The sequence below is a fragment of the Ureibacillus massiliensis 4400831 = CIP 108448 = CCUG 49529 genome, assembly GCF_000772965.1.
Classification (GTDB): domain Bacteria; phylum Bacillota; class Bacilli; order Bacillales_A; family Planococcaceae; genus Ureibacillus; species Ureibacillus massiliensis.
The window spans coordinates 1-21,727 of record NZ_JPVQ01000039.1; the positions used below are offsets into that span (position 1 = coordinate 1).

The 21,727-nt window shown below is 35.2% G+C and carries 24 protein-coding genes; 18 read left to right on the forward strand and 6 right to left on the reverse strand.

Going from position 1 to position 21,727, the window contains the following annotated elements; all coding sequences use genetic code 11:
• Nucleotides 1-242: 242 nt before the first annotated feature.
• Nucleotides 243-1,238 (reverse strand): DGQHR domain-containing protein, encoded by a 996-nt coding sequence (locus CD30_RS15490; RefSeq protein WP_036178749.1) that lies wholly within the window; start codon nucleotides 1,236-1,238, stop codon nucleotides 243-245.
• Nucleotides 1,239-1,374: 136 nt separating this feature from the next.
• Between CD30_RS15490 and CD30_RS15495 the strand changes: the two genes are divergently transcribed.
• The 17 genes from CD30_RS15495 (at nucleotide 1,375) to CD30_RS15575 (ending at nucleotide 16,466) form a co-directional block, all read left to right on the forward strand.
• Nucleotides 1,375-1,728 (forward strand): helix-turn-helix domain-containing protein, encoded by a 354-nt coding sequence (locus tag CD30_RS15495; RefSeq protein WP_036178752.1) that lies wholly within the window; start codon nucleotides 1,375-1,377, stop codon nucleotides 1,726-1,728.
• Nucleotides 1,729-2,150: 422 nt separating this feature from the next.
• Complete coding sequence (gene phnG / locus CD30_RS15500) at nucleotides 2,151-2,573, forward strand: phosphonate C-P lyase system protein PhnG (RefSeq protein ID WP_036178754.1); 423 nt, start codon at nucleotides 2,151-2,153, stop codon at nucleotides 2,571-2,573.
• Nucleotides 2,574-2,585: 12 nt separating this feature from the next.
• On the forward strand, nucleotides 2,586-3,155 hold the full coding sequence (gene phnH / locus CD30_RS15505; RefSeq protein WP_036178757.1) for a phosphonate C-P lyase system protein PhnH: 570 nt from the start codon (nucleotides 2,586-2,588) through the stop codon (nucleotides 3,153-3,155).
• Nucleotides 3,156-4,241, forward strand: a complete 1,086-nt coding sequence (locus CD30_RS15510; RefSeq protein WP_036178760.1) for a carbon-phosphorus lyase complex subunit PhnI — start codon at nucleotides 3,156-3,158, stop codon at nucleotides 4,239-4,241.
• Nucleotides 4,238-5,080, forward strand: coding sequence for an alpha-D-ribose 1-methylphosphonate 5-phosphate C-P-lyase PhnJ (locus CD30_RS15515; RefSeq protein WP_036178762.1), 843 nt, complete (start codon nucleotides 4,238-4,240; stop codon nucleotides 5,078-5,080). Before CD30_RS15510 ends, CD30_RS15515 begins: the two co-directional genes overlap by 4 nt.
• Entirely contained in the window at nucleotides 5,081-5,920 is an 840-nt protein-coding gene (locus tag CD30_RS15520) for an ATP-binding cassette domain-containing protein (RefSeq protein WP_036178764.1), read from the forward strand. It abuts the gene before it with no gap.
• Nucleotides 5,921-5,942: 22 nt separating this feature from the next.
• Nucleotides 5,943-7,118, forward strand: coding sequence for a phosphonate metabolism protein PhnM (gene phnM, locus CD30_RS15525; RefSeq protein ID WP_036178766.1), 1,176 nt, complete (start codon nucleotides 5,943-5,945; stop codon nucleotides 7,116-7,118).
• Nucleotides 7,119-7,133: 15 nt separating this feature from the next.
• Nucleotides 7,134-7,832: a phosphonate C-P lyase system protein PhnL gene (locus CD30_RS15530; RefSeq protein ID WP_036178769.1), complete on the forward strand. Its 699-nt coding sequence runs from the start codon at nucleotides 7,134-7,136 to the stop codon at nucleotides 7,830-7,832.
• Nucleotides 7,822-8,637, forward strand: coding sequence for a PHP domain-containing protein (locus CD30_RS15535; RefSeq protein ID WP_036178772.1), 816 nt, complete (start codon nucleotides 7,822-7,824; stop codon nucleotides 8,635-8,637). The genes CD30_RS15530 and CD30_RS15535 overlap by 11 nt, the downstream gene beginning before the upstream one ends.
• A gap of 115 nt (nucleotides 8,638-8,752) precedes the next feature.
• Nucleotides 8,753-9,856: a PhnD/SsuA/transferrin family substrate-binding protein gene (locus CD30_RS15540; protein ID WP_036178775.1), complete on the forward strand. Its 1,104-nt coding sequence runs from the start codon at nucleotides 8,753-8,755 to the stop codon at nucleotides 9,854-9,856.
• 87 nt (nucleotides 9,857-9,943) lie between these two features.
• Nucleotides 9,944-10,786 (forward strand): phosphonate ABC transporter ATP-binding protein, encoded by an 843-nt coding sequence (phnC, locus tag CD30_RS15545; RefSeq protein ID WP_084077980.1) that lies wholly within the window; start codon nucleotides 9,944-9,946, stop codon nucleotides 10,784-10,786.
• A gap of 12 nt (nucleotides 10,787-10,798) precedes the next feature.
• Nucleotides 10,799-11,590, forward strand: coding sequence for a PhnE/PtxC family ABC transporter permease (locus tag CD30_RS15550; RefSeq protein ID WP_235802075.1), 792 nt, complete (start codon nucleotides 10,799-10,801; stop codon nucleotides 11,588-11,590).
• Nucleotides 11,590-12,438: a PhnE/PtxC family ABC transporter permease gene (locus tag CD30_RS15555; RefSeq protein ID WP_036178778.1), complete on the forward strand. Its 849-nt coding sequence runs from the start codon at nucleotides 11,590-11,592 to the stop codon at nucleotides 12,436-12,438. Before CD30_RS15550 ends, CD30_RS15555 begins: the two co-directional genes overlap by 1 nt.
• Before the next feature lie 162 nt (nucleotides 12,439-12,600).
• On the forward strand, nucleotides 12,601-13,716 hold the full coding sequence (locus CD30_RS15560) for an amidohydrolase (protein WP_036178781.1): 1,116 nt from the start codon (nucleotides 12,601-12,603) through the stop codon (nucleotides 13,714-13,716).
• A 34-nt stretch (nucleotides 13,717-13,750) separates the two neighbouring features.
• A complete protein-coding gene (locus CD30_RS15565) occupies nucleotides 13,751-14,866 on the forward strand; it encodes a mandelate racemase/muconate lactonizing enzyme family protein (RefSeq protein WP_036178784.1) in 1,116 nt (371 codons plus the stop codon).
• Between the two features lie 8 nt (nucleotides 14,867-14,874).
• Nucleotides 14,875-15,570: an N-acetyltransferase gene (locus CD30_RS15570; RefSeq protein WP_170933673.1), complete on the forward strand. Its 696-nt coding sequence runs from the start codon at nucleotides 14,875-14,877 to the stop codon at nucleotides 15,568-15,570.
• Between the two features lie 143 nt (nucleotides 15,571-15,713).
• Nucleotides 15,714-16,466: an alpha/beta fold hydrolase gene (locus tag CD30_RS15575; RefSeq protein ID WP_036178786.1), complete on the forward strand. Its 753-nt coding sequence runs from the start codon at nucleotides 15,714-15,716 to the stop codon at nucleotides 16,464-16,466.
• Between the two features lie 69 nt (nucleotides 16,467-16,535).
• Here the strand turns inward: CD30_RS15575 and CD30_RS15580 are convergent, their stop codons facing one another.
• Complete coding sequence (locus CD30_RS15580) at nucleotides 16,536-17,243, reverse strand: Fe-S oxidoreductase (RefSeq protein WP_036178788.1); 708 nt, start codon at nucleotides 17,241-17,243, stop codon at nucleotides 16,536-16,538.
• 121 nt (nucleotides 17,244-17,364) lie between these two features.
• Here CD30_RS15580 and CD30_RS15585 point away from each other — a divergent pair, with 121 nt between their 5' ends.
• Nucleotides 17,365-17,796: a DUF4395 domain-containing protein gene (locus CD30_RS15585; protein WP_036178790.1), complete on the forward strand. Its 432-nt coding sequence runs from the start codon at nucleotides 17,365-17,367 to the stop codon at nucleotides 17,794-17,796.
• A gap of 25 nt (nucleotides 17,797-17,821) precedes the next feature.
• Here CD30_RS15585 and CD30_RS15590 read toward each other — a convergent pair whose 3' ends face one another.
• The 4 genes from CD30_RS15590 to nfsA all read right to left on the reverse strand — a co-directional run bounded on the left by CD30_RS15590 (nucleotide 17,822) and on the right by nfsA (nucleotide 21,635).
• Nucleotides 17,822-18,793, reverse strand: a complete 972-nt coding sequence (locus CD30_RS15590) for a DMT family transporter (RefSeq protein WP_036178792.1) — start codon at nucleotides 18,791-18,793, stop codon at nucleotides 17,822-17,824.
• A gap of 132 nt (nucleotides 18,794-18,925) precedes the next feature.
• Nucleotides 18,926-20,152, reverse strand: a complete 1,227-nt coding sequence (gene pepT / locus CD30_RS15595) for a peptidase T (protein WP_036178794.1) — start codon at nucleotides 20,150-20,152, stop codon at nucleotides 18,926-18,928.
• A gap of 183 nt (nucleotides 20,153-20,335) precedes the next feature.
• A complete protein-coding gene (locus tag CD30_RS15600) occupies nucleotides 20,336-20,776 on the reverse strand; it encodes a hypothetical protein (protein WP_036178795.1) in 441 nt (146 codons plus the stop codon).
• 121 nt (nucleotides 20,777-20,897) lie between these two features.
• A complete protein-coding gene (nfsA, locus tag CD30_RS15605; protein ID WP_036178796.1) occupies nucleotides 20,898-21,635 on the reverse strand; it encodes an oxygen-insensitive NADPH nitroreductase in 738 nt (245 codons plus the stop codon).
• Between the last annotated feature and the right edge of the window lie 92 nt (nucleotides 21,636-21,727).

Consider the following 21,727-nt stretch of genomic DNA (forward strand, 5'->3'; position numbering starts at 1 on the left):
CTAACTATATCAAGGCTTATTTGTCGATTTTAGTCTGCGAAGTTTGAGTAATTAATTTAGTTTTCACCTAACTTTTCCTCTCTTTATTATAATAACTATAAATTTAAACATTCTGCGCTTAAAAATTAGAGTAAGTTTCACCTCTACACATTATCGCTATATTTCTCTACTATTCTCTTTAAAATAAAAGACCAGAACGAACAAGTCCTGGTCCTACTTACATTTTATACGCTGTTAAATACCTAACCTTTAACACAATTTAATATATCCCCCGATAACATATAAGCGCCAGGCAAACCTTTTAAATATCTTAGATCCCCACTTCCAGACCAATCAATATCTTTCAAATTGGCTAACAAACTTGCTATTTTAGCTGAATCTGGTTGATTAGATTTAGGTAAATAATTTTCATTAATTATCTTGTTCCCAGCGATAGCCAATGCGTATAAACAAGTAATATGGGTTAATCTATATAATTTGTTGTCTTCCCATTCTTCAGGAAATAGTTGTTTAATTAAATTGAAATAAAATAGCGCTAAATTAAGTTTCTTTTCTTTAGATAGGTTCTCTAACTCTGAATTTTTAGTTAAATATTTTATAATGTTATATAAGTTTAGAAGAGTAATATTTTTCTCTTTAGTTCTTTTTCCAATTAAAGTACCCTTACTAAAGAATGGACTCTCTGGCTTAAGAATTAAATTAGTTGCAACCCAACTAATTTCATCACTATCTCTATTTAAATAACGACTTAATGAAGTACCTATCCCCTTCGCTTTTGTATTAATAACGTCAAACAATTTAATTTCTTCGTCTTCATCTAAATAGTGAAAAGCTAAAAATGGGACGTTTAATGTTGTATCTGTTTCTTTTATATATTCCTTTATTCCCCCTAGTCTATGTTGACCATCCATAAGCGTCGCTTTCTTCTTACAAATTAATCTTCCATAATTAGGACGATGATTATCATAGGCATGAAATTCCCAATTCCCAGCAGCATTTAGCAAGATAGGCGTATAAAGAGCATCTTCTCCTTGTGAAAGGTAATTTGCAAAGTCTTTACAACGTTTATTATCTATAGGACGTTGATATCCTTTTCCAGAAGAATCATTATAAAGTTTTGAATATGAAAAATTAACCGCTACCTGAGAGGATACAAAGCCTTGATAAGAAACACGACCCCTCATTTTGGATTGGATTACATTTTCTATTGCTATATTTGAAGGTAAACTATTACTCATAATAAATAGATCTCCTTATTAAAAATTTGATACTACGAAATTATAGTACTTATAAGTACAAAAATCAATAAAAGTTATATTATATGTATCTTTAACCCTTTTAAACCCTCACTTAGTCTTAAGATGAGGTGATTTTATGGATAGTTTAGTGAAGTTAGTTGGTATGAGGATTAAGGAAATAAGAAAATCAAAAAAAATGACGCAAGATGAACTTGCAGAGAAAAGTGGCCTTCAAACATCATATTTAGCCGGTGTAGAACGAGGAGACAGAAACATTACCTTACAAACGCTTGAAAAAATAATAGTAGGCCTAAATGAAGTACCTGCGAATATTTTTAGTTTTGAAAGTTTAGACATCAATGAAGGACACTTCGAGAAAAAAGAGTTGATTACGTTGCTACTTAATCTAATTCAAAATAAAAATGAGACAGAAATTCGTTTAATTTTAAATATTGCTACAGATGTTTTTAATACCTATAAAGGAAATTAACAAACAGCTAAAATCACAAGCTGTTTGTTTCGGACAAATACGATAAACCTCATATTTTGCCATCCAAATCTTCAAACGTAACATTGAATACAAATACATATATACGAATAATTATGTAAACGATGATAAAAATCAAACATATCTTTTTTATTTCACACAAATGCCCTTTGGTGGAAATTAATATAACAATGAGTTTTACTCACTCGGTTGAATTTCACCCAACTATTTTGGGAATATAATACCTCAGAAAATTGGGATTCATTTAGGATAATCGGGGTGCCGTGTAATATCACTTCACCCCAACATTTGACATAGAACCATTTTTAATCAATCTATTAAAACATTTTTACATAATCTTCACAAATCCTTAATGGAGTTCAACTTGGCGTCAAGATACAGTGTCATTGAAGGGAGTGTAAAAGATGAGACGTGCTTTACGAACAAAGATTTTAATTGAAGTTGGGCATCAAGAGGCAATCGAAATGGCAGATGAAGTTATGGATAAGTATGAAGTACATGAAATACTTGCACCTCGACAGGGGCTCGTGATGGTCAAGATGCGAGAGTCAGCTAAAAATTCACTGTTTTATATAGGAGAGGTTTTAATAACAGAAACGAAGGTGAAATTAGGCGACAGTTTTGGGGTCGGTATGTTAATGGAAGATAATAATGAGTTGTCAAAGGCATTGGCAGTAATTGATGCTGCTTATAAAGAGAATTTGCCAGAGACGAAAAAATGGCAAGAGACTTTAAACATGCTTGAGCAAAAGCTTAATAACAAGATAAAAGAGATAAAATGCTCCATTGAACGTACAAAAGTAAACTTTGAAACGATGAACAGTTAAGGAGGAAATAAAATGGCATTCCACCATACACAAAAGGCGTTTCGCACAATATTAGACGCCCTTTCATTTCCTGGTAAAATCAATCAATTAGACAAAAGCAAAAATGACATGGAGCCATTTGATTCCAGAACAGCTCTAGTTTGTGAAACGCTTTTAGATAGTGAGGTTACCTTTCATGTTGTTGAAGAAGGTCAATCTTTCGCTCATATTCTTCGCGTTTTCACTGGGAGCCATTTAACTGACTTAGATAAAGCAGATTACGTAATAATTCCGGAACAAACATCCGTTGATAGGGTTGTTGATAGTTTAAGTGTTGTAAAAATAGGTAATTTAGTGAATCCGCATAAATCTGCAACAATTATTTTTGAAGTTGGCAGTTTACTAAAGGGTTATCACTACGAACTAATTGGACCTGGAATAAAAACAAAGAACGAACTTCATTGCACGATTCATCCTGAAATAATCGAAAAAAGAAGGGAAATCAATGCAGAGTACCCGTTAGGTATAGATTTTATATTGATTGATTCACAGGGAAACGTAGTGGGTATCCCAAGAACAACTCAAATAACGGAGGTCATGTAGATGGGTTATGTAGCAGTAACGGGTGGTAAGGAAGCAATCGAAGCATCACTTCAACACCTAACCTATGAACGAGTGAAGCATGGGGAATGGATTGATGTGAAGACGATTAAAGCAACAATGCGCGGCTTTTTAGATCAAGTGATGTCCGAGAGTAGCTTATATAGCGAAAGCTTGGCAGCAGTTGCAATGAAACAAAGTGAGGGAAATGTAGAAGAAGCTGTATTCCTTTTACGTGCACATCGCTCAACATTGCCAAGGCTGTATTACTCAACTGTAACAGATCCAAGAGATATGCTTGTAATTCGTCGAATTTCTGCTAGTTTCAAAGACATCCCTGGCGGTCAAATTTTAGGTCCTTCCCAAGACTATTTACATCGACTAATCGATTTTTCGCTAATCACTGAAACAGAGCAAGATGTTAGGCAAAAAAAAGCGGAATTCGAAAGTATTGAAGTTCCAGAGGAAAGCTCTTTGCCATTAGAAAAACTCCCAAAGGTGATGGATTATTTACGCAAAGAAGGACTTATTCACGATTTACCGATAAATGATGAACAGCCAGATGATGTAACAAAGGAGAGCTTAACTTTTCCAAGCAACCGTAGTGAGCGACTACAAATTTTAACGCGAGGTCAAACAGGTGCGGTAGTATCTTTTGGATATGCGGGCCTTCGTGGTTATGGTTCATCTCATCCAAATGTGGGGGAAGTACGAGTAGGCTATCAACCTATCCATATTCAAATAGATGATGAGGATGAATATTATATAGGCTCCATTAAGTTAACAGAGGTGGAATCCTTTATACCTGCCAATGTCAGTGAAAATGGAAAAGAGGTTCTGGAGTTTGATATTGGCTATGGGGCTTGTTTTGGTCAAAACGAAACGAAAGCAATTGCCATGTCCATTCTTGACCATGCGCTAGAAAATCCAGAAAATACGCCTATTCATGATGAGGAATTTGTTCTGTTACACATTGATACTGTTGAGTCGACTGGATTTATCTCGCATTTGAAATTGCCGCATTATGTGACATTCCAATCAAAGCTTGAACAGATCAGAAAAATTAAAAGAGAAGGTGCACGCAAATGAGTTTGTTTCCATTCGCTTTTTTAGATGAACAATCCAAAAAGGAGATAAGACGTGCCGTTTTAAAGGGGGTTGCTATTCCTGGTTATCAAGTCCCTTTTGCATCTCGTGAAATGCCTATTGGGCGTGGGTGGGGTACAGGTGGCCTTCAAATAACCCTTTCCCTTATTGGAGAAAGTGATGTGCTAAAGGTAATTGACCAAGGATCAGATGAATCTGTAAATGCTGTTAATATAAAAAAACTAGTTCAAAAAACAACAGGTGTTGAAACAACGATTCATACAAGTGAAGCAACAATGATCCAGTCTCGACACCGAATCCCAGAAGTACCACTAAGAAATGATCAAATAATGATTTTACAAGTACCAGAACCTGAACCACTACGTCATGTGGAGCGCAGTGAATTTAAAACGAAACAAATGCATGCAGAAAGAGAATATAGCGGTGCTTACTTACTGTTGTTTGAGCAGATTATGCGCTATAACCAAACATCCCAAGGTGCAGATTATCCAGTTTTTGTCCATAACCGGTATGTTATGAATCCAAGTCCTATCCCTCGTTTTGATAATCCGAAAATTAATCAAAGCGAAGCACTTATGTTATTTGGAGCTGGACGCGAAAAGAAGATATACGCTGTCCCTGCATATACAAAGGTAGAATCTCTTGCATTTGATGATTACCCATTTGAGATTGAGAAGTTTGAAGGAAAAGTATGCAGAGCAACGGGACTTTCTAATGTTTTTCTAGATGAGTTCACAGATGAAGAGACAGGTGAAACTTACTATCTTTGCAATGACACTAGCTACATGCAAGAGTACTTAGAACAGAAAAGAGGGATATAAATGCATGTGGAATTACCCATTCTAAAAATTAGAAATTTGACAAAGCAATATGGAGATGGCTGTCCGAATTGTTTACAGGAAAATGCAAAATTAGAAAAAAACTTTTGCCCTATCTGCAAAACAGTCTTTGCATGTAAAAACGTGTCGATTGATCTTTACCGTGGTGAAATTTTAGGAATTGTTGGCGAGAGTGGAAGTGGTAAATCAACATTAATGAAAAGCTTGTATTTTGACGAAGAGATTACAGCAGGTGCTGGTTATCTAGAAGATTTTCATAGTGGTTCGTTAAATATTTTCACCCAATCAGAGCAACAAAAACGATTTATACGAAATACATTGCTAGGCATGGTCTATCAAAATCCAATGCTTGGGCTAAAAATGAGCTTTTCTTCTATTAGTAATATTGCAGAAAAGCAAATTTCTGCGGGTAACCGACATGTAAAAAATATGGTGAATAGAAGTAATGAATTGCTTGATAAAGTTAATATTCCTTTGAAACGAAGCAAGGAACCCCCTAAAAATTTTTCAGGTGGAATGCAGCAGCGTGTCCAAATTGCAAAAGCTTTATCAAGTAACCCACCAATTTTACTATTGGATGAAGTAACAACGGGTCTTGATTTGTCAGTGCAAGCTTCTGTCCTTGATTTAATAAAAACGATTCAGCGAGAACTAAATATTTCAATGATTGTCGTATCCCATGATTTAGCTGTCATTCGAATGCTAGCTGATCGGACAATCGTGATGTTAAATGGTCAAATTATTGAACAAGGATTAACAGATCAAATATTAGAAGATCCGCAGCATGCGTATACACAGCAGCTAGTATATTCATTACTTTAATAGAAGGATGGGGAATGATTAGATGCATATTTTAACGAACGGTACGATTGTAACTGAAAGTGAAATGTTAAAAAATCATGCAGTCGTCGTAGAAGATGACCGTATTGTAGATATCATTCATGAAAATGAAGTCGGTCAATTTGCAGATGCACATATTATCGATGCAAAAGGAGGATATATTTCTCCGGGACTCGTTGATATACATTCAGATTATATTGAAACGATCGTGTCACCGAGACCGAGTTCAATCATGGATATGAATCTTGGATTAAGAGAAAGCGAACGTATTCTAGCCACACATGGTATCACAACGATATTCCACTCACTTTCTTATTATGGAGATGACAAATATTCGCATAAAGCGATACGTAATCCAGAAAATGTCCAAAAATGTGTCAGTGCCATTAATGAATCCCATGACTCTGAGCATCTGATTCGACATCGCTTACATGCTAGATTTGAGATTGATTGTATTGATCAAATGCCAATATTAATTGAAAACATAAAAGCTAATAAAGTTCATTTACTTTCTTTTATGGATCATACACCAGGACAAGGTCAGTATCGAAATCTAGAAATCTATAAAAAGACTATGTTAGGTTATCGTGATATGTCAGAAGAAGAATTGAATGGGATTATAGAAGGACATCAAAATAAACGGAAAATTACCTTTGAAGATATTGAACGAATTAGCAAGCTTGCATTAGAGCGTAATATTGCAGTAGCTTCCCATGACGACGATGAGATTGAAAAGCTGAAGCTAGTAAAATCTTTTGGAACGACGATTAGTGAGTTTCCAATTACATTAGAAGTTGCAAAAGCCGCAAAAGAGCTTGGTCTTCAAACGATTGCTGGAGCACCTAATATTCTAATAGGAGGTTCCCATTCAGGGAATTTAAGCGCTGCGGAAGCCATTCAGGAAAAAGCGATTGATATTATTTGTAGCGACTATTACCCTCCTGCGATGCTTCATGGCGTATTTGAAATGAATGAAAAATACGGAGAGGACCTACATTATTTATTCCAATTGGTAACTAATAATCCAGCACGTGCAGTAAACCTAGGTCATGAAATTGGTTCAATAAAACCAGGTAAAAAAGCAGATCTATTGGTGATTGAACGGATGAATGATGGGTATCCAATGATTACATCAACAATGGTAGATGGAAAACTTATTTTGCAAACAAATTATCGATAATTAGGGGGCAATACCTTGATACAAGTTGAACATTTACAAAAGGATTTCACCATCCATCATTTAAATAAAACGTTACATGCAATAAACGACATTTCCTTTACTGTAGAGAAGGGAAAGTTTTTAGGAATCGTAGGCAAAAGTGGAAGCGGAAAATCCACCATTCTTAAAAGTATATACGGGACTTACCTGCCTCAAAGTGGTGCTATTTATTATGATTCTGAAAGCCTTGGGAGGATCAATTTGGTGACAGCTTCACCAAGAGAGATTGTACATCTACGAAAATATGAAATTGGTTACGTATCACAATTTTTATCTGTCATGCCCCGCACTACTGCCTATGAATTAGTCGTGCAATCAATCTTGGAAACAGGTGCTAGTAAAAATATGGCCCACAATGAAGCAGCGCTAATATTAAAACACTTTGATTTAGATGAAACGCTCTGGAATAACTATCCAAACTATTTTTCAGGTGGAGAAAAGTTACGATTGAATATAGCAAGAGCTGTAGTAAAAAAGCCTCGATTGCTACTGTTGGATGAGCCGACAGCAAGTCTAGATAATGCGTCAAAATTAAAGGTTCGACAATCCATTGAAAAGCTTAAAGCCCAAGGTACAACATTAATTGGTATATTTCATGACTTAGAGTTTATGGAAGGGCTATGTGATGATGTATTTACAATGCAAAAAGTGGTGGTGAATGCAAATGAGGCTTGATTTGCATATGCATAGCACGTATTCGGATGGTTCCGATACATTAGAAAGCTTATTTGAAATGGCAAAAGAAAAGGGGTTAACCCATATTAGTGTAGTTGATCACGATACGACCTCACATGTTCGACCAGCGAAACGGCTTGCTGAAAAATTCGGTATTACATTCATTTCAGGAATCGAAATTTCAGCTTATGATTTTAAGCGGAATCGTAAAGTACACATCCTAGGCTACGATTTTCGTGATGAGACACCTAATATCGATGAGCTGTGTAAGCCACAGTTACAACGAAGACATTTACATTCTCTTTGGCAGTTGGAGCAAATTCAAAGAGCAGGTATTAAAGTTACGTTAGATCATGTTATGCGCTATGTGACAGATGGGGGGATTCTATACAAACAACATATTATGAATGCATTAATTGATGCCCCATATACATCTGTTGATTATAAGACGTTATACCAAAGTCTATTTAAAGGCGGAGGGGTAGCATCTGGAGATATTCGTTATGTAGATGCCTTTAAAGCAGTAAAAGCCATTTACGCGGATGGAGGCTATGCTGTTGTAGCGCACCCAGGTCAATTAGATTCCTTTGATATTACTGAGGAATTAGTTTCAGTTGGCTTAAGTGGAATTGAAAAAATCCACCCAGACCACGATATGGAACAAGTAAGTCGAATTGTAAAAATTGCAAATAAACATAACCTGTTTCTAACAGGTGGATCAGACTATCATGGCAGATATGGCGCTATTTTAGAACCGGATCAATATATTTTACAAAACCCTATGAAAATACCATTTATTAATTAAATGTTAAAAAATGTTAATCTTCCTTCCGTCTACTTTTTTGTTACTTTTTTTGTGATTTAATAATGGTGTAGATGTTCTACAAAACTATAAGACTATTAGAGGGAGAATCATAAAGATGAAAAAACTTTTTTCCATACTTTTTTTGAGCATTATTGCAATCCTAGCTCTAGCTGGTTGTGGTGCAGATAACAATGGCAACTCTAACAATGCAAGCTCAAACACTGATTCAACAAATGGACAAGCACAAGAAAACCAAGAATCTGAAGCAAATAAATCACCAATCACAGTAGTTTGGTATCCAAATGAATCTGGTAATGAATTGAAAGCTTCTCGTGATGCGTTAGGTGCACTTATCTCTAAAGCTACTGGTCGTGAAGTAGAACATAAATTAACTACTGACTACGCAATTGCAATCGAATCAATCGCAAACGGTAATGCACAAGTAGCATTTATGGGTGCGCAAGGCTATGTTGAAGCAAATGCAAAAAATGCTGCAGTACAATCATTAGTCGTTCCATCTGGATCATCAGGAACATTAGATGATGCAGTATATTACAGCTGGTTAGCAGTACCAGTAGATAAAGCAGATGAATACAAAATTAATGGTGAATTTAATCTAGATACAATTCAAGGTAAAACAATTTCATTCGTATCCCCTTCTTCTACATCAGGATTTGTCATTCCGACAACAGGAATTATCTCTCACTTCGGTGAAAAAGAAGAATTTAAGGATATCACTGCGGATCAATTAGCAGAACCAAATGCTATTTTCCCAGAAGTTTTATTCGGTGACTCTCACCAAGGTTCAGCAGTAAATATGATATTAGAAAACTCAGATGTATCAGCATTTTGTGATACTTGTGTAGCAAACTATATTGACTTAGTAGATGGTGAACATAATAAACCAGGCGCAATCTACCGAGTTAAAGAAGGTGCAGCAGCTCCGTTCAATAACTTAGTAGGGAAAGAATTTATTTTAATCTCAGTAACACCTGTGTTAAATGCCCCGTTTGTAGTAAATGAAGATGTTCTAACTGCAGAAGAAATTGCTGCTTTAGAAGAGGCATTTGCTTCAGATGAGACTGCAAACAATGAGGAGATTTTTATCCCAGAAGGTTCTGATGCAGCAGGATTATTTGAAAAATCTGAAGGCGGTAATGAAAGATTCGTGATTGTTGAAGACGAATGGTTCAACCCGATTCGTGAACTATCTAACTAATAAATGAAAAAGAGAGCTTATATATAAAATCGACTCGAGAGCTTATATATTATAAGTTCTCTTTTTTAAAGTAAAGGGGTCCTGACAATGCCGGTTATATTAGCTGATGAAAGTACTGCGAGTGAAAAATTAGAAAATAAGGTATTTTCAAAAGAAGTGGGTACTGAAACGATTTTAAAAATCAAAGACTTATATAAAAGCTATAACAGTAAAACACCAGTACTCTCAAATATCGAAATGGAGTTAAAGCAAGGTGAATTTGTTTCAGTTATTGGTCCATCTGGAGCAGGAAAATCAACGTTACTTCGCTGTATTAACCGTATGATTGATCCAACTGAAGGTAGTGTCGTATTTGATAATGTTGAAATGACAGGGCTTAATAAAAAAGAGTTACGTAAACAGCGCGCAAAGATAGGTATGGTGTTCCAGCATTATAATTTAGTTTCTCGACTAACTGTATTTGAGAATGTCCTACATGGCCGCTTTGGTTATAAATCGACATTACAAGGAATACTTAGTATTTTTTCTGAAAAGGAAAAACAATTAGCTTTGGATATTTTAGATAAGTTAGGTATGAAGGAATTCGCATATAAACGGTGTGACCAATTAAGTGGAGGTCAAAAACAACGTGTTGGCATCGCTCGGGCATTAGTTCAACAACCAAAACTTTTATTATGCGACGAACCAATTGCATCACTTGATCCAAATTCGTCGAAGGTGATTATGGATCACTTAAAACAAATTTGTGAAACGATGGGGATTACTGTGTTGGTGAACTTACACCAAGTAGAAGTTGCAGCAAAATATTCTGGCCGAATTATTGGATTAAATAAAGGACAAATCGTGTTTGAAGGACTTCCGAAAGAACTATCAAACTATGCAATTCGTGATATTTATGGTTCCGATTTGGAAGATTTGTTAGTTGAATAGGGGGACGGAATCTTGAATGCAAAAATAGATATTATTAATAAAAAGCGTATTCAATTAACATTGATTTTCATCGTAATTATACTTGTTGTTTTTGGTGCAAAAACCTTAACAGAATTTAGTTTTGCTGATGGAATCATGTCTATTCCAGGGACTTTAATGTGGATGGGAGCTAATCTAATCCCTAATGCAGAAGCTATGGAAAATTTCCCAAAGGTACTGGAAAAGTTATGGGAAACAATCGTTCTCTCTGTTATTTCAACGACAACAGCAGGTATAGCCGCTTTGTTCTTTGCCTTGTTTGGATCAAAAACAACAAAAGTCAATCAACCACTGGCAATATTTTCTCGCTTTCTCGCTTCAGTATTTCGTAATATTCCAGTTGTTGCATGGGCATTAGTACTCGTTATCTCCTTTGGTCATAATGTTGTGACAGGATATCTAGCATTATTCTTTACGACGTTTGGTTTTTTGGTTCGTGCTTTTATGGAAACAATTGATGAGGCAAGTGTTGATTCAGTTGAAGCATTAAATGCGACAGGGGCAACATATTTCCAAATGGTTTTTAGAGGGGTTATTCCAGATACGCTTCCTCAAATGATGAGCTGGGTCTTTTTCATGATCGATACAAATATTCGAAATGCTACATTGGTTGGCTTATTAACAGGTACGGGAATTGGTTATATTTTTGATTTGTATTATAAACGATTGGATTATCCAACTATTGGCTTAATTACTGTCGCGATAATTGTTGTTGTCATCGCAATTGAACTAATTTCGAATAAAGTAAGGAGGTTGATTTTATAATGCAAGTTTCTGAAGCTTCAACAAGAGAAACGATACAGGTACGTAATGGTAAAATACAGATTAAAACATTTAATCAATCGAATTTTGTATTACAATTAACGTTAACCTTTCTACTGATTTTCACGTTAGTAGCACCTTTCTTTTTAGATTATAAATCAATTGATTTACAACGGGCGATTTTCTATACGTTGGATAATTTAAAAATGATGTTCTTACAACCAGCTTTAACACAGGTAACACTAGGAGCAGCGTTATATCAAATTTTAATAACTCTTGCCCTAGCATTTTTATCGACTATAATTGGGGCAGTTATTTCTTTCTTTTTGGCAATTGCTTGTGCAAAAAACTTGGCGCCTTCCTTTTTATCAAATGTCATCATCACGTTCAATTCTATTGTTCGAGCGATACCAACTGTACTTTGGGTGCTCATCTTCGCTATTGTTGCAGGTTTAGGTAGTGTTGCGGCAGTATTAGGGATGATATTACACACGATTGCTTATTTAACAAAGGCGTATTCCGAGTCATTTGAAGAAATTGATGGTGGGATGATCGAAGCATTACGTGCAACTGGAGCGAAATGGTGGCATATTATCATCCATGTTGTATTACCTCAAACTTCGTCATATATGATTTCATGGACATTTTTACGATTTGAAATAAATTATGGTGTTGCCATTGCAATGGGTGCAGCTGCGGCAGCTGGCGGTATTGGTTTTGAATTGTTCATGTCATCAAGCTTCTACTATGATTTACACGAGGTTGGTGCAATCACTTATTTTGCATTAATCATTGCAATCGTTTTAGAATTAATCTCTGTTCGAATTAAAAATAGTTTAATTGGAAAGTAAAATCTGTTGAATCATCGAATTGAAAAAGATTGTGAAGCGGCATTCCTTTACTTGGAATGTCGTTTTTTTGATTTTAGTATACTAATAGCTAGAAGTGGTTAATAAATTTATTAATATTATGTATAATAGGGAAAGTTAATTAAAAATTTTGAGGTGCAAAAAATGGGTCAAGTGCAAACTTACGAGGAAGTCATCTATAGTTGGTTTGATCATTTTCACGCAAATCCAGAAGTAAGCTGGAATGAAGTAGAAACAACAAAGAAAATCGCTTCTATACTTGATGAAATGAACATTCCTTATAAAACGTTTTCTGATGTAGCGGGGCTAGTCGCAGAACTTGGGCAAGGCGATGAAGTCATTGCCGTTCGAGCTGATATTGATGCATTATGGCAAGAAGTAGATGGAGAGATGAAAGCAAATCACTCTTGTGGACATGATGCAAATATGTCTATGGTATTAGGGGCTTTACTGAAATTAAAAGACGAAAAATTGAAAAAACGAATTCGATTTATTTTCCAGCCGGCCGAGGAAACTGGTGGTGGAGCTATTGAAATGGTGAAGCATGGAGTGATTGATGATGTATCACATCTGTTTGGTATCCATTTACGTCCAATTGAAGAGCTTCCTTTTGGTAAAGTGACACCTGCTATTCATCATGGTGCAGCACTATTCTTAAGTGGATCGATTCATGGCATCGATGCTCATGGTGCTAGACCACATCAGGGAAAAAATGCTATAGATATACTGTTTGCAATTCAACAAATGCTTAAAAATATATATTTAAACCCATTTGACGTTTATAGTGCAAAGCTAACGAAAATTGTTGCAGATGGAGGAAGTACGAATATTATTCCTGGAAATGCAACATTTTCAATGGACGTAAGAGCACAGAAAAATTCGATTTTGGACGAACTTCAAATTCGAATTAACGAAATATTAAAGCAAGTAAGTGAAATGTTTAATACAGAAATTGAATGGGAATGGGTAGATAAAACACCTGGTGCTGAAGTTTCTGATGAAGCGATGATTATTTCCAAGAAATCCATCGTAGAAGCATTAGGAGAATCCTATTTAGAGAAACCGATTTTAACTTCTGGTAGTGATGATTTTCATTTTTATACTGTTTTAAGACCAAAGTTAAAGGCAGCAATGATTGGAATTGGTGCAGATTTAACTCCAGGATTGCATCATCCTAAAATGACATTTAAAAAAGAATCATTAATAATCGGCTCAAAAGTATTAACAACAACCCTTCGTAACGCTGCAAATCAAATATGAACATACTTATTTCATGAGAAGGAAGTAATTATCTATGAAAATTAAACAAATTGAAGTATTCGCTATACATTTACCATTAATAAAACCTTTTATTATTAGTTATGCAACCTACCCACATATCTCATCCATTATTGTCAAACTAACGACCGAATGTGGACAAATTGGTTGGGGGGAAAGTGTGCCAGATGAGCATATTACGGGAGAAACACCTGCCTCTACATATGCTTTAATTAAAAATACATTAGCGCCATTAATGATTGGTAAAAACCCAATGGAATTCGAAAAAATTCATGATTTAATGGACAAAACGGTAAAACGTGCGCCTGCTGCAAAAGCGGCAATTGATATTGCTTGCTTTGATGTTGTTGGAAAAAAATTAGGCGTACCAGTTTATCAACTAATTGGAGGACGCTACCATGAAAAGTTCCCAGTAACCCACGTGTTGAGCATTGGAGCGCCCGAACAAATGGCTGATGAAGCTGAAGAAAAAGTAAATGAAGGTTACACCTCATTTAAAATGAAGGTAGGCGTAAATATTGCTGATGATGTGAATCGTATCAAAGCGGTTCGCGAACGTGTTGGAGAAGAAATTGCGATTCGTGTTGATGTAAATCAGGGCTGGGAAAATAGTGCGAATACGTTAAGTGCATTACGACATTTAGAAGATTTAGGAATCGATTGGTTAGAGCAACCGGTTGATCAAAATGATATTGATGGCATGGTGGAAATCAAATCAAAATCATCTATCCCTCAAATGATTGATGAAGGCATTAAAGATATGAAAGATATGCGTGAAATCATTGCAAAACGTGCTGCGGATAAAGTAAATATTAAACTAATGAAATGCGGTGGCATTTATCCAGCGATGAAGCTTGCGAACATGGCTGAAATGGCTGGTATAGAATGTCAGGTAGGGTCAATGGTTGAATCCTCTATTGGTTCAGCTGCAGGATTCCATGTAGCATTCTCAAAGAAAATAATGAAAAGTGTCGAATTAACAGGACCATTAAAATTCTCAAAAGATATCGGCGATTTAAAGGAAAGCTATCAAATTCCATTCATTCAATTAAATGAACGTCCAGGACTTGGCGTAACGGTTGATGAATCTATCTTGGCTGAACTTACACAACAATCGAACATTATAGAATAGGTGAAAACATGAATCCCATTATACATGAAGGATATTTAGGTGAGATACCCTATAAGGTTTTTGTTTTATCAAAAGCTGAAATACCTGAAGTGCTTGCTTTACAGGAGATTGTATGTGAAGCATTACCAAACAAAGAAATTCTACAACCATTATCAGAAGAAGAATTTTCTTATATTGTCAGTGATAACGGGCTATTAATTGGAGCGTATGTGGCTGAAAGTTTAATTGCATTTCGCGCTGTTGTCGTTCCTAAAATTGATGAAGAACATCTTGGTTATGATCTAGGATTAACTGAAGAAGCTGACTTGAAACGTATTATGTATCAAGAAATATCAAATGTTCATCCAGATTATCGAGGTCATGGCTTACAAAAAACATTAGCAAAAGTGATCATGCAGCAAATTGATAAGGATAAATTTGATTATCTTTGTACAACGGTCATGCCATATAACATCCCAAGCTTAAAAGATAAGTTTTCACAAGGCTTTTACATAATTGGTGTGAAATATATCTATGGTGGAAAATTACGATATGTATTTGCTTTAAATTTGCAAAAAAAGACGCAATTTGAAAAGGAAACATTAGAAATTTCAATGGGCGATATAGAAGGACAGCAGCAATTATTAAAAGATGGTTTTGTAGGTGTTTTAATGAAGCCGAAAGAAGATGATTGGGTTGTTGAATATCGTAAGCTAATTAAATAATCATTCCATTTCAAACTGATAGAGGCGATACCTTCCAAAAGAGGTATCGTTTTTTTATGTAAAAATTGTGCTAGACAGTGCATGATTTTCAAATTAGCACAAATGATAACTAATATAAGAATACATAAAAGGGTGGTGGTACGATGATGGAATTTAAGGAATTTGGTGATAGTAGAAATCCTAAAATCATGTTAATTCATGGAATGGCAACAACATGGGATATTTGTTATAAAGCTGCAATCGATGAATTGAAAAATGATTTTTTTATTATTGTACCAGTATTAGATGGACATAATCCAAATGAACAGTCGGATTTTTGTTCAATACAAGATGCAGCTAATAAGATTGAAGAATATGTCTTACATCAACATAGTGGGAAATTATATGCGGCAAGCGGGTTTTCAATGGGTGGTACCATTTTAATTCAAATATTGGCTAACCAAATTTTACAAATTCGTAGAGTAGTGCTTGATGCTGCTTATTGTGCACCCATTGGAATATTTTCGAAACTTTGTACAAAACTTTTAGTATCTCAAATATGCAGAGTGAAGGAAAATAGACCATTTCATTTTTTAATGAGGAAAGTGATGGAGTTTGGAAAGTTCGATGAAGATGCTTTTCGAAAAGCATTTTTCTCAGATATATCACAAAAAAGCATTATGAACTGTTTAGGACAGCTTCTAGAATATAAAATACCTAAAAATTTAAGCACTATAAAAGCAGATGTGACATACTGGTACGGAAGCCATGAATCGTTTGCTGCAAAATCAGCGAGAAATTTGAAAAAAGTATTACCGCATTTGAAGATCCGATCTTTTGAAAAATATGGACATGGAGAGTTGTTTACAAAATATCCTAAACAAGGGGTTTCAGAGCTGAAACGATTATTTGTTTAAGGACTTTTTTCGTTATAGAGTGATAAAAGCTACCTAAAGAGGTATTTTCAAAAAACCTCACAGGTAGCTTTATTTCATCGGACAGAACTCACAGTGTTGGAGCCCAGGAACATCCTTAGAGAAGCAACAGCTTTTTCTAACAGGCTTCCCAATCAGGTCAACAGGACTTTTTCCTCCTGTATATTGATAAAACCAAGATTTATTCGAGAAAAGCTCCCATACTTTTTTATCTTCTAATATTTCTAAATCCTCAAATGCGCGGTCTGCTAAGCTAGGATTTTCTAGTAACTCGTAATTATTCCAAAGCATGTACCCAAAAATGTTTTCCCATAAAGTAAGGGGGGAAATGGTTGTTGACTTACGAAGCTGGATAATCATTTCATGTACTTGAAATAACAGCTTGGAAATTACCCGTTCCCTTTCGTTATCTTCAACATAACGGAAATCTGTTGCAGTTATAAATGTACCTAATGTGTTTATGCCATATTCATGAACTAGGCTAAAGCGAACGTCTACTCGTTTTCCGTCCCAAATCATATCATAGGCAGCAAGCATATAAAATTGCGTGGCGATAAACATCCCATAACGTCTTCCGAAATGGGAAATCGCTGCAGCTTCTGTACCGGCATTTGTGATCCCCATCATTAAATTACGAAAATCGGTTAAATAAAAATCTTTATGTAAATTTTCTAAAGTGAAAAGAGGCTTATCTGGATTATCAGTATAGATGCTATAAGAATTTAGCATTCTTAATTGATCGTAAGTTAAAGCGGGCATACCTCACCAATCCTTTCATTAATACTATATCACTTAATTAAAAAATATGAGCAATATTCGTATACAAATTGAATAATACAATATAAAATATATAAAAAAGATGTGAAAGGTGGGTATTAAAGTGTCAAAAGTGCAATCAATACCACGTCCTTTAGTTCGAGTAAATCAATGGACCATTTTCATTTCAGTCATCGTAGCATGGGTAACGGGATTAGAATGGATTTTAGCTATTCCTTTAGTTGCGAATTTAATGGGGATATTATTTAATTTTAATCCGATAATGAAGTTTGTTAAACTGTTCCTAATTAAAGAGGGTAAGAACTACATTCCTGAAGATGTGACGCAACAAAAATTTAACGCATGTATTGCGGTTTTTTGTTTAGCGGGGGGATTCGTTAGCTTCTTACTGGGCTGGAATATTGCAGGGTACATCTTTACAATAATGGTCGCAGTCGCATCCTTTGTCGCAATATTAGGGTTTTGCGTAGGTTGCTTTATTTTTTATCAACTAAAAATGTTTAAATATCGCAGATCTTTAAAACAAACTTCATAAAAAAAGAAAGTGGTTGAATCAAAATCTATTCAACCACTTTTTTGATAGTTTGTGAGATTTGGGATTTCTTTGATTGCAACATAGTATGATAGCTATGCAATAGCATACCGATGACGATTATCCCTAACCCGGTTAAAGCAATAGGCTCTGGAAGAGGAACACTAAGGAGAAGCATTTCCCCGATAATTACAAACAACACTTCTGTAGATTGAGTTGCTTCGACAGCCGCAAGTTTTCCCTGGTCATCACGAACTCTATCAGTGGCAATAAAGAATAACACAGTAGCAATGACACCGGAGCTAATGGCAACGATAAGTGATTGGAATACCTGACTTGCTGACGGTAAGCCTACTGTGGATAAAGCAAATACTGCCATAACAATCCATGCTGGTAGTGAAGCGATCGTCATACCTAGTACTCTTTGATATGTATCAAGTCTCCCGTCACAAACTTCCATCATTTTTCGATTCCCCAATGGATAAGCAAATGCAGCAATGATGACGGGTAAAATTCCTAAAATCAATATGTCCATCGATACTGTCTGAGCTTGTGGTATTTGAATAAGAACGATACCTATTAGAATGACACAAGATATAAGTAAAGAAATAACAGGAACCTTTTGTCTGTGTATTTGATCTCCAATTTTCAGAGTAAATAAAGGTGCGAGTAGTACTCCAGCAACAATCGTAAGCTGCCATGTTCCTGAAACAAGCCATCCCGGCCCAAATGATGCAGCAAAGGTAAGTGGAGCGTAGAACAAGACAAACCCGACAAAAGACCAAACGAACCATTGAACAGGTTGACGTTTCATTTCATTTGACATTGGTTTCCAGCCTTTACGATAAAAGACGATTATAAATAGAAACGGGAGCATAAAAAAGTAACGTAATGAAGCGCTCCAAAGCCAACTCCCTCCATCAAGCTCCATGGAATGGTTTAATATAAATGTAACAGCAAAGAATAGTGCTGCTAAAATTCCTAGTGAAATTTCCTTCATCTTAAAAACCTACTTTCATACTGCGAGTTTAATAGATAAAAAAATGACTGATGCAAAACTTTTAAAAATATTCTGACATAAAAATAGGGAAAATAAGCGAAGCAAGCATTGTAGCTTACTTCGCAGCTTTTTTTAACTTTGAGCTTCAAATAATTGAAGAATTTCAATAATAACTTTTGTTGCTTGCTCCATCGTCTCAGCAGATACAAATTCATATTTACCATGCATATTTTCTCCACCTGCAAAAATGTTTGGTGTAGGGAGTCCCATATAAGACAATTGTGAACCATCTGTGCCTCCACGAATTGGTTCAATAATCGGCTGAATATTTAAATTTTCCATTGCTTTTTTAGCAATGTCAACAATTTCTTTTACAGGTTCAATTTTCTCGCCCATATTGTAATACTGATCTTCAATTTCAACAGTAATAGCATCTTCGCCAAATTCTTCTTTTATCTTCTTTTCAACTGCTAAAAAGTGCGCTTTTTTTGCCTCAAATTTTTGACGGTCATGATCTCGAATAATATAAGATAGTTTTGCTTCTTCTATCTGGCCATTAAAATTCATGAGGTGGATAAAGCCTTCATAGCCTTCAGTTTTTTCAGGTACTTCATCAGCTGGCATTTCATTATGGAATTGAATAGCCATTGTGATTGCGTTCACCATTTGATTCTTTGCAGAGCCTGGATGAACACTAGTACCTCGTGTTGTCACTTTTGCCCCAGCTGCGTTAAAGCTTTCGAACTGTAACTCACCTAACGGGCCGCCATCCATTGTATAGGCAAAATCAGCTCCGAACCTTTCAACATCAAATTTATGTGGACCACGCCCGATTTCTTCATCAGGAGTAAAGGCAACTCTTATTTTTCCATGTTTGATTTCAGGATGTTCGACTAAATATTCCATCGCTGTCATGATTTCGGCAATGCCAGCTTTATCATCTGCTCCTAAAAGTGTTGTACCATCTGTAGTGATTAATGTTTGACCAACGTATTTTTTAAGATTTGGAAAATAATTTGGAGACATTACTAACCCGTTATTAAGTTGAATGTCACCTCCATCATAATTGTCAATACGTTGTGGATGGACATTTGTTCCTGAGAAATCTGGAGAAGTATCAACATGGGCTAAAAAGCCGATTGTTGGAACCTTTTTTTCAGTGTTGGCGGGTAAAGTAGCGAATAAGTAACCATTTTCATCCAATGTAATATCAGTTAGCCCAATGGTTTCTAGTTCTTCCTTTAATAAATGTAATAAATCAAATTGTTTGTTGGTAGACGGAGTTAAAGTGCTCTCAAAATCTGATTGTGTATCAATTTTTGCATAACGTATTAAACGTTCAATAACTTTTTCTTTCATTGTATTTTATTGCCTCCTCCAATTGGAAATTCCAGTACGTCTATTGTATCATTTTCTTTTTGAAATTGAGTGTAGCAAGCTTAACGGGAAATTAGATGGATTTAAATGCTAAACAAAAGAATGAGCGAAAAAAGAAGGGGAGTCCAACACGTTTTGAAACATACAAAAAACATCCGACAAATCTTACTCAGGAAGATTTGTCGGATGTTCATGTTCTGCTATATAATCACGCATTTTCTGTTTGCGTATTGCAATATGTTCAGGTTTAAAAGCATTTAAGCTGTTAAACTTTTCTTTTTGTTCTGTAAAAATTAATCGCTCTTTACTAAAACGATTGATAGGCTCATTTTCAAAAATGTATTCTAAGTGGAATAACTGAAGCATTGCAATTTCAGGACTCTCTAAGTTATAAACAAATTTAACATTCCAAACTGTAGTATAGGAAATAAATTCATTTACATAATTAGTTGCATGGCGATATTTTTCTTTATCTATATCTAGTTCAATACTTTTATGTATTTTAACTAATTCAAGATTAATATCTGCTATGGAACGATAAAAATGTCGAACATGCTTAGTATGCATTTTTTCTAATGATGTCACTACTTGTTTATCCGTAGTCATCACAATCCCATCCCTTCAACTGTGATGTGTTTTATTATAGTTTAACAAAAATATAGGTGAATGTTTAGGAATCTAATAAAATTTTATCATTTTTTATATCTATCGAGTTGAAGGGGGAGTGTTATTTCCAGTTAAAGCCTTTAGACGCTAAAAATTCTTTCATAAATGGTCTTCGTTGTTCAATTAGGAAATCTGCCATCTGTTTTGTCCAATTTGCCATTTTTTGATTTGAGCTTCGACTTGCATAGTAATTTTCCATAATGGCATCATATTCATCCAGTAGGTGATCGTATTTTTCAACGTCATAAGTATTTTCATGTATAATCGCTTCAATTGGAAGGCGTGGTTTTGTTTCATTTCGTTTTGTTGGTGTTCCAATCGTCATTGCAAATAATGGGAAAACGTGTTCAGGTAAGTTAAACAGTTCGCTAATATCAGCGGGATTGTTTCGAGCTCCACCGATGTAACAAATGCCATAACCCATGGATTCAGCAGCTATAACAAAGTTTTGAGCAAATATTGCAACATCCGCAACACCTACTACTAAGTTTTCAGCAGTATCTATAACTATATCGACATCGTGTTTTTTTCCAGCCATTTGAAGACGTTTAAAGTCTACACAAAATAAGAAGGATGCACCTGCTGTAGAAAATTGGAATTCATTTTTTGAAAGTTCTCCCAGTTTTTGTTTCTTTTCTTCATCCGTTACCCAAATGACACTATAGGCTTGTACAAAATGAGAGCTAGCTGCCATTTGAGCAGTTTTAATTAATTCGAATACGGTTTCTTTAGAAATTTCTTCCCCTGTATATTTTCGAACGGAAGAATGACTTTGTTGTAGCTTTAAGACTTCATTCATTAATTTCTCCCCCTAAATCTATAATTTATATCAATGTTATTTTTCAATAAGAAAACCTTAAGGGAAAACCCTTAAGGTTATTTTAGTATATT

Bases quoted from the DNA above. Each gene is read 5' to 3' on its own strand.
- CD30_RS15490 (WP_036178749.1), bottom strand. From the start codon at position 1,238: ATGAGTAATAGTTTACCTTCAAATATAGCAATAGAAAATGTAATCCAA.
- CD30_RS15495 (WP_036178752.1), top strand. From the start codon at position 1,375: ATGGATAGTTTAGTGAAGTTAGTTGGTATGAGGATTAAGGAAATAAGA.
- phnG (WP_036178754.1), top strand. From the start codon at position 2,151: ATGAGACGTGCTTTACGAACAAAGATTTTAATTGAAGTTGGGCATCAA.
- phnH (WP_036178757.1), top strand. From the start codon at position 2,586: ATGGCATTCCACCATACACAAAAGGCGTTTCGCACAATATTAGACGCC.
- CD30_RS15510 (WP_036178760.1), top strand. From the start codon at position 3,156: ATGGGTTATGTAGCAGTAACGGGTGGTAAGGAAGCAATCGAAGCATCA.
- CD30_RS15515 (WP_036178762.1), top strand. From the start codon at position 4,238: ATGAGTTTGTTTCCATTCGCTTTTTTAGATGAACAATCCAAAAAGGAG.
- CD30_RS15520 (WP_036178764.1), top strand. From the start codon at position 5,081: ATGCATGTGGAATTACCCATTCTAAAAATTAGAAATTTGACAAAGCAA.
- phnM (WP_036178766.1), top strand. From the start codon at position 5,943: ATGCATATTTTAACGAACGGTACGATTGTAACTGAAAGTGAAATGTTA.
- CD30_RS15535 (WP_036178772.1), top strand. From the start codon at position 7,822: ATGAGGCTTGATTTGCATATGCATAGCACGTATTCGGATGGTTCCGAT.
- CD30_RS15540 (WP_036178775.1), top strand. From the start codon at position 8,753: ATGAAAAAACTTTTTTCCATACTTTTTTTGAGCATTATTGCAATCCTA.
- phnC (WP_084077980.1), top strand. From the start codon at position 9,944: ATGCCGGTTATATTAGCTGATGAAAGTACTGCGAGTGAAAAATTAGAA.
- CD30_RS15555 (WP_036178778.1), top strand. From the start codon at position 11,590: ATGCAAGTTTCTGAAGCTTCAACAAGAGAAACGATACAGGTACGTAAT.
- CD30_RS15560 (WP_036178781.1), top strand. From the start codon at position 12,601: ATGGGTCAAGTGCAAACTTACGAGGAAGTCATCTATAGTTGGTTTGAT.
- CD30_RS15565 (WP_036178784.1), top strand. From the start codon at position 13,751: ATGAAAATTAAACAAATTGAAGTATTCGCTATACATTTACCATTAATA.
- CD30_RS15570 (WP_170933673.1), top strand. From the start codon at position 14,875: ATGAATCCCATTATACATGAAGGATATTTAGGTGAGATACCCTATAAG.
- CD30_RS15575 (WP_036178786.1), top strand. From the start codon at position 15,714: ATGATGGAATTTAAGGAATTTGGTGATAGTAGAAATCCTAAAATCATG.
- CD30_RS15580 (WP_036178788.1), bottom strand. From the start codon at position 17,243: ATGCCCGCTTTAACTTACGATCAATTAAGAATGCTAAATTCTTATAGC.
- CD30_RS15590 (WP_036178792.1), bottom strand. From the start codon at position 18,793: ATGAAGGAAATTTCACTAGGAATTTTAGCAGCACTATTCTTTGCTGTT.
- pepT (WP_036178794.1), bottom strand. From the start codon at position 20,152: ATGAAAGAAAAAGTTATTGAACGTTTAATACGTTATGCAAAAATTGAT.
- CD30_RS15600 (WP_036178795.1), bottom strand. From the start codon at position 20,776: ATGACTACGGATAAACAAGTAGTGACATCATTAGAAAAAATGCATACT.
- nfsA (WP_036178796.1), bottom strand. From the start codon at position 21,635: ATGAATGAAGTCTTAAAGCTACAACAAAGTCATTCTTCCGTTCGAAAA.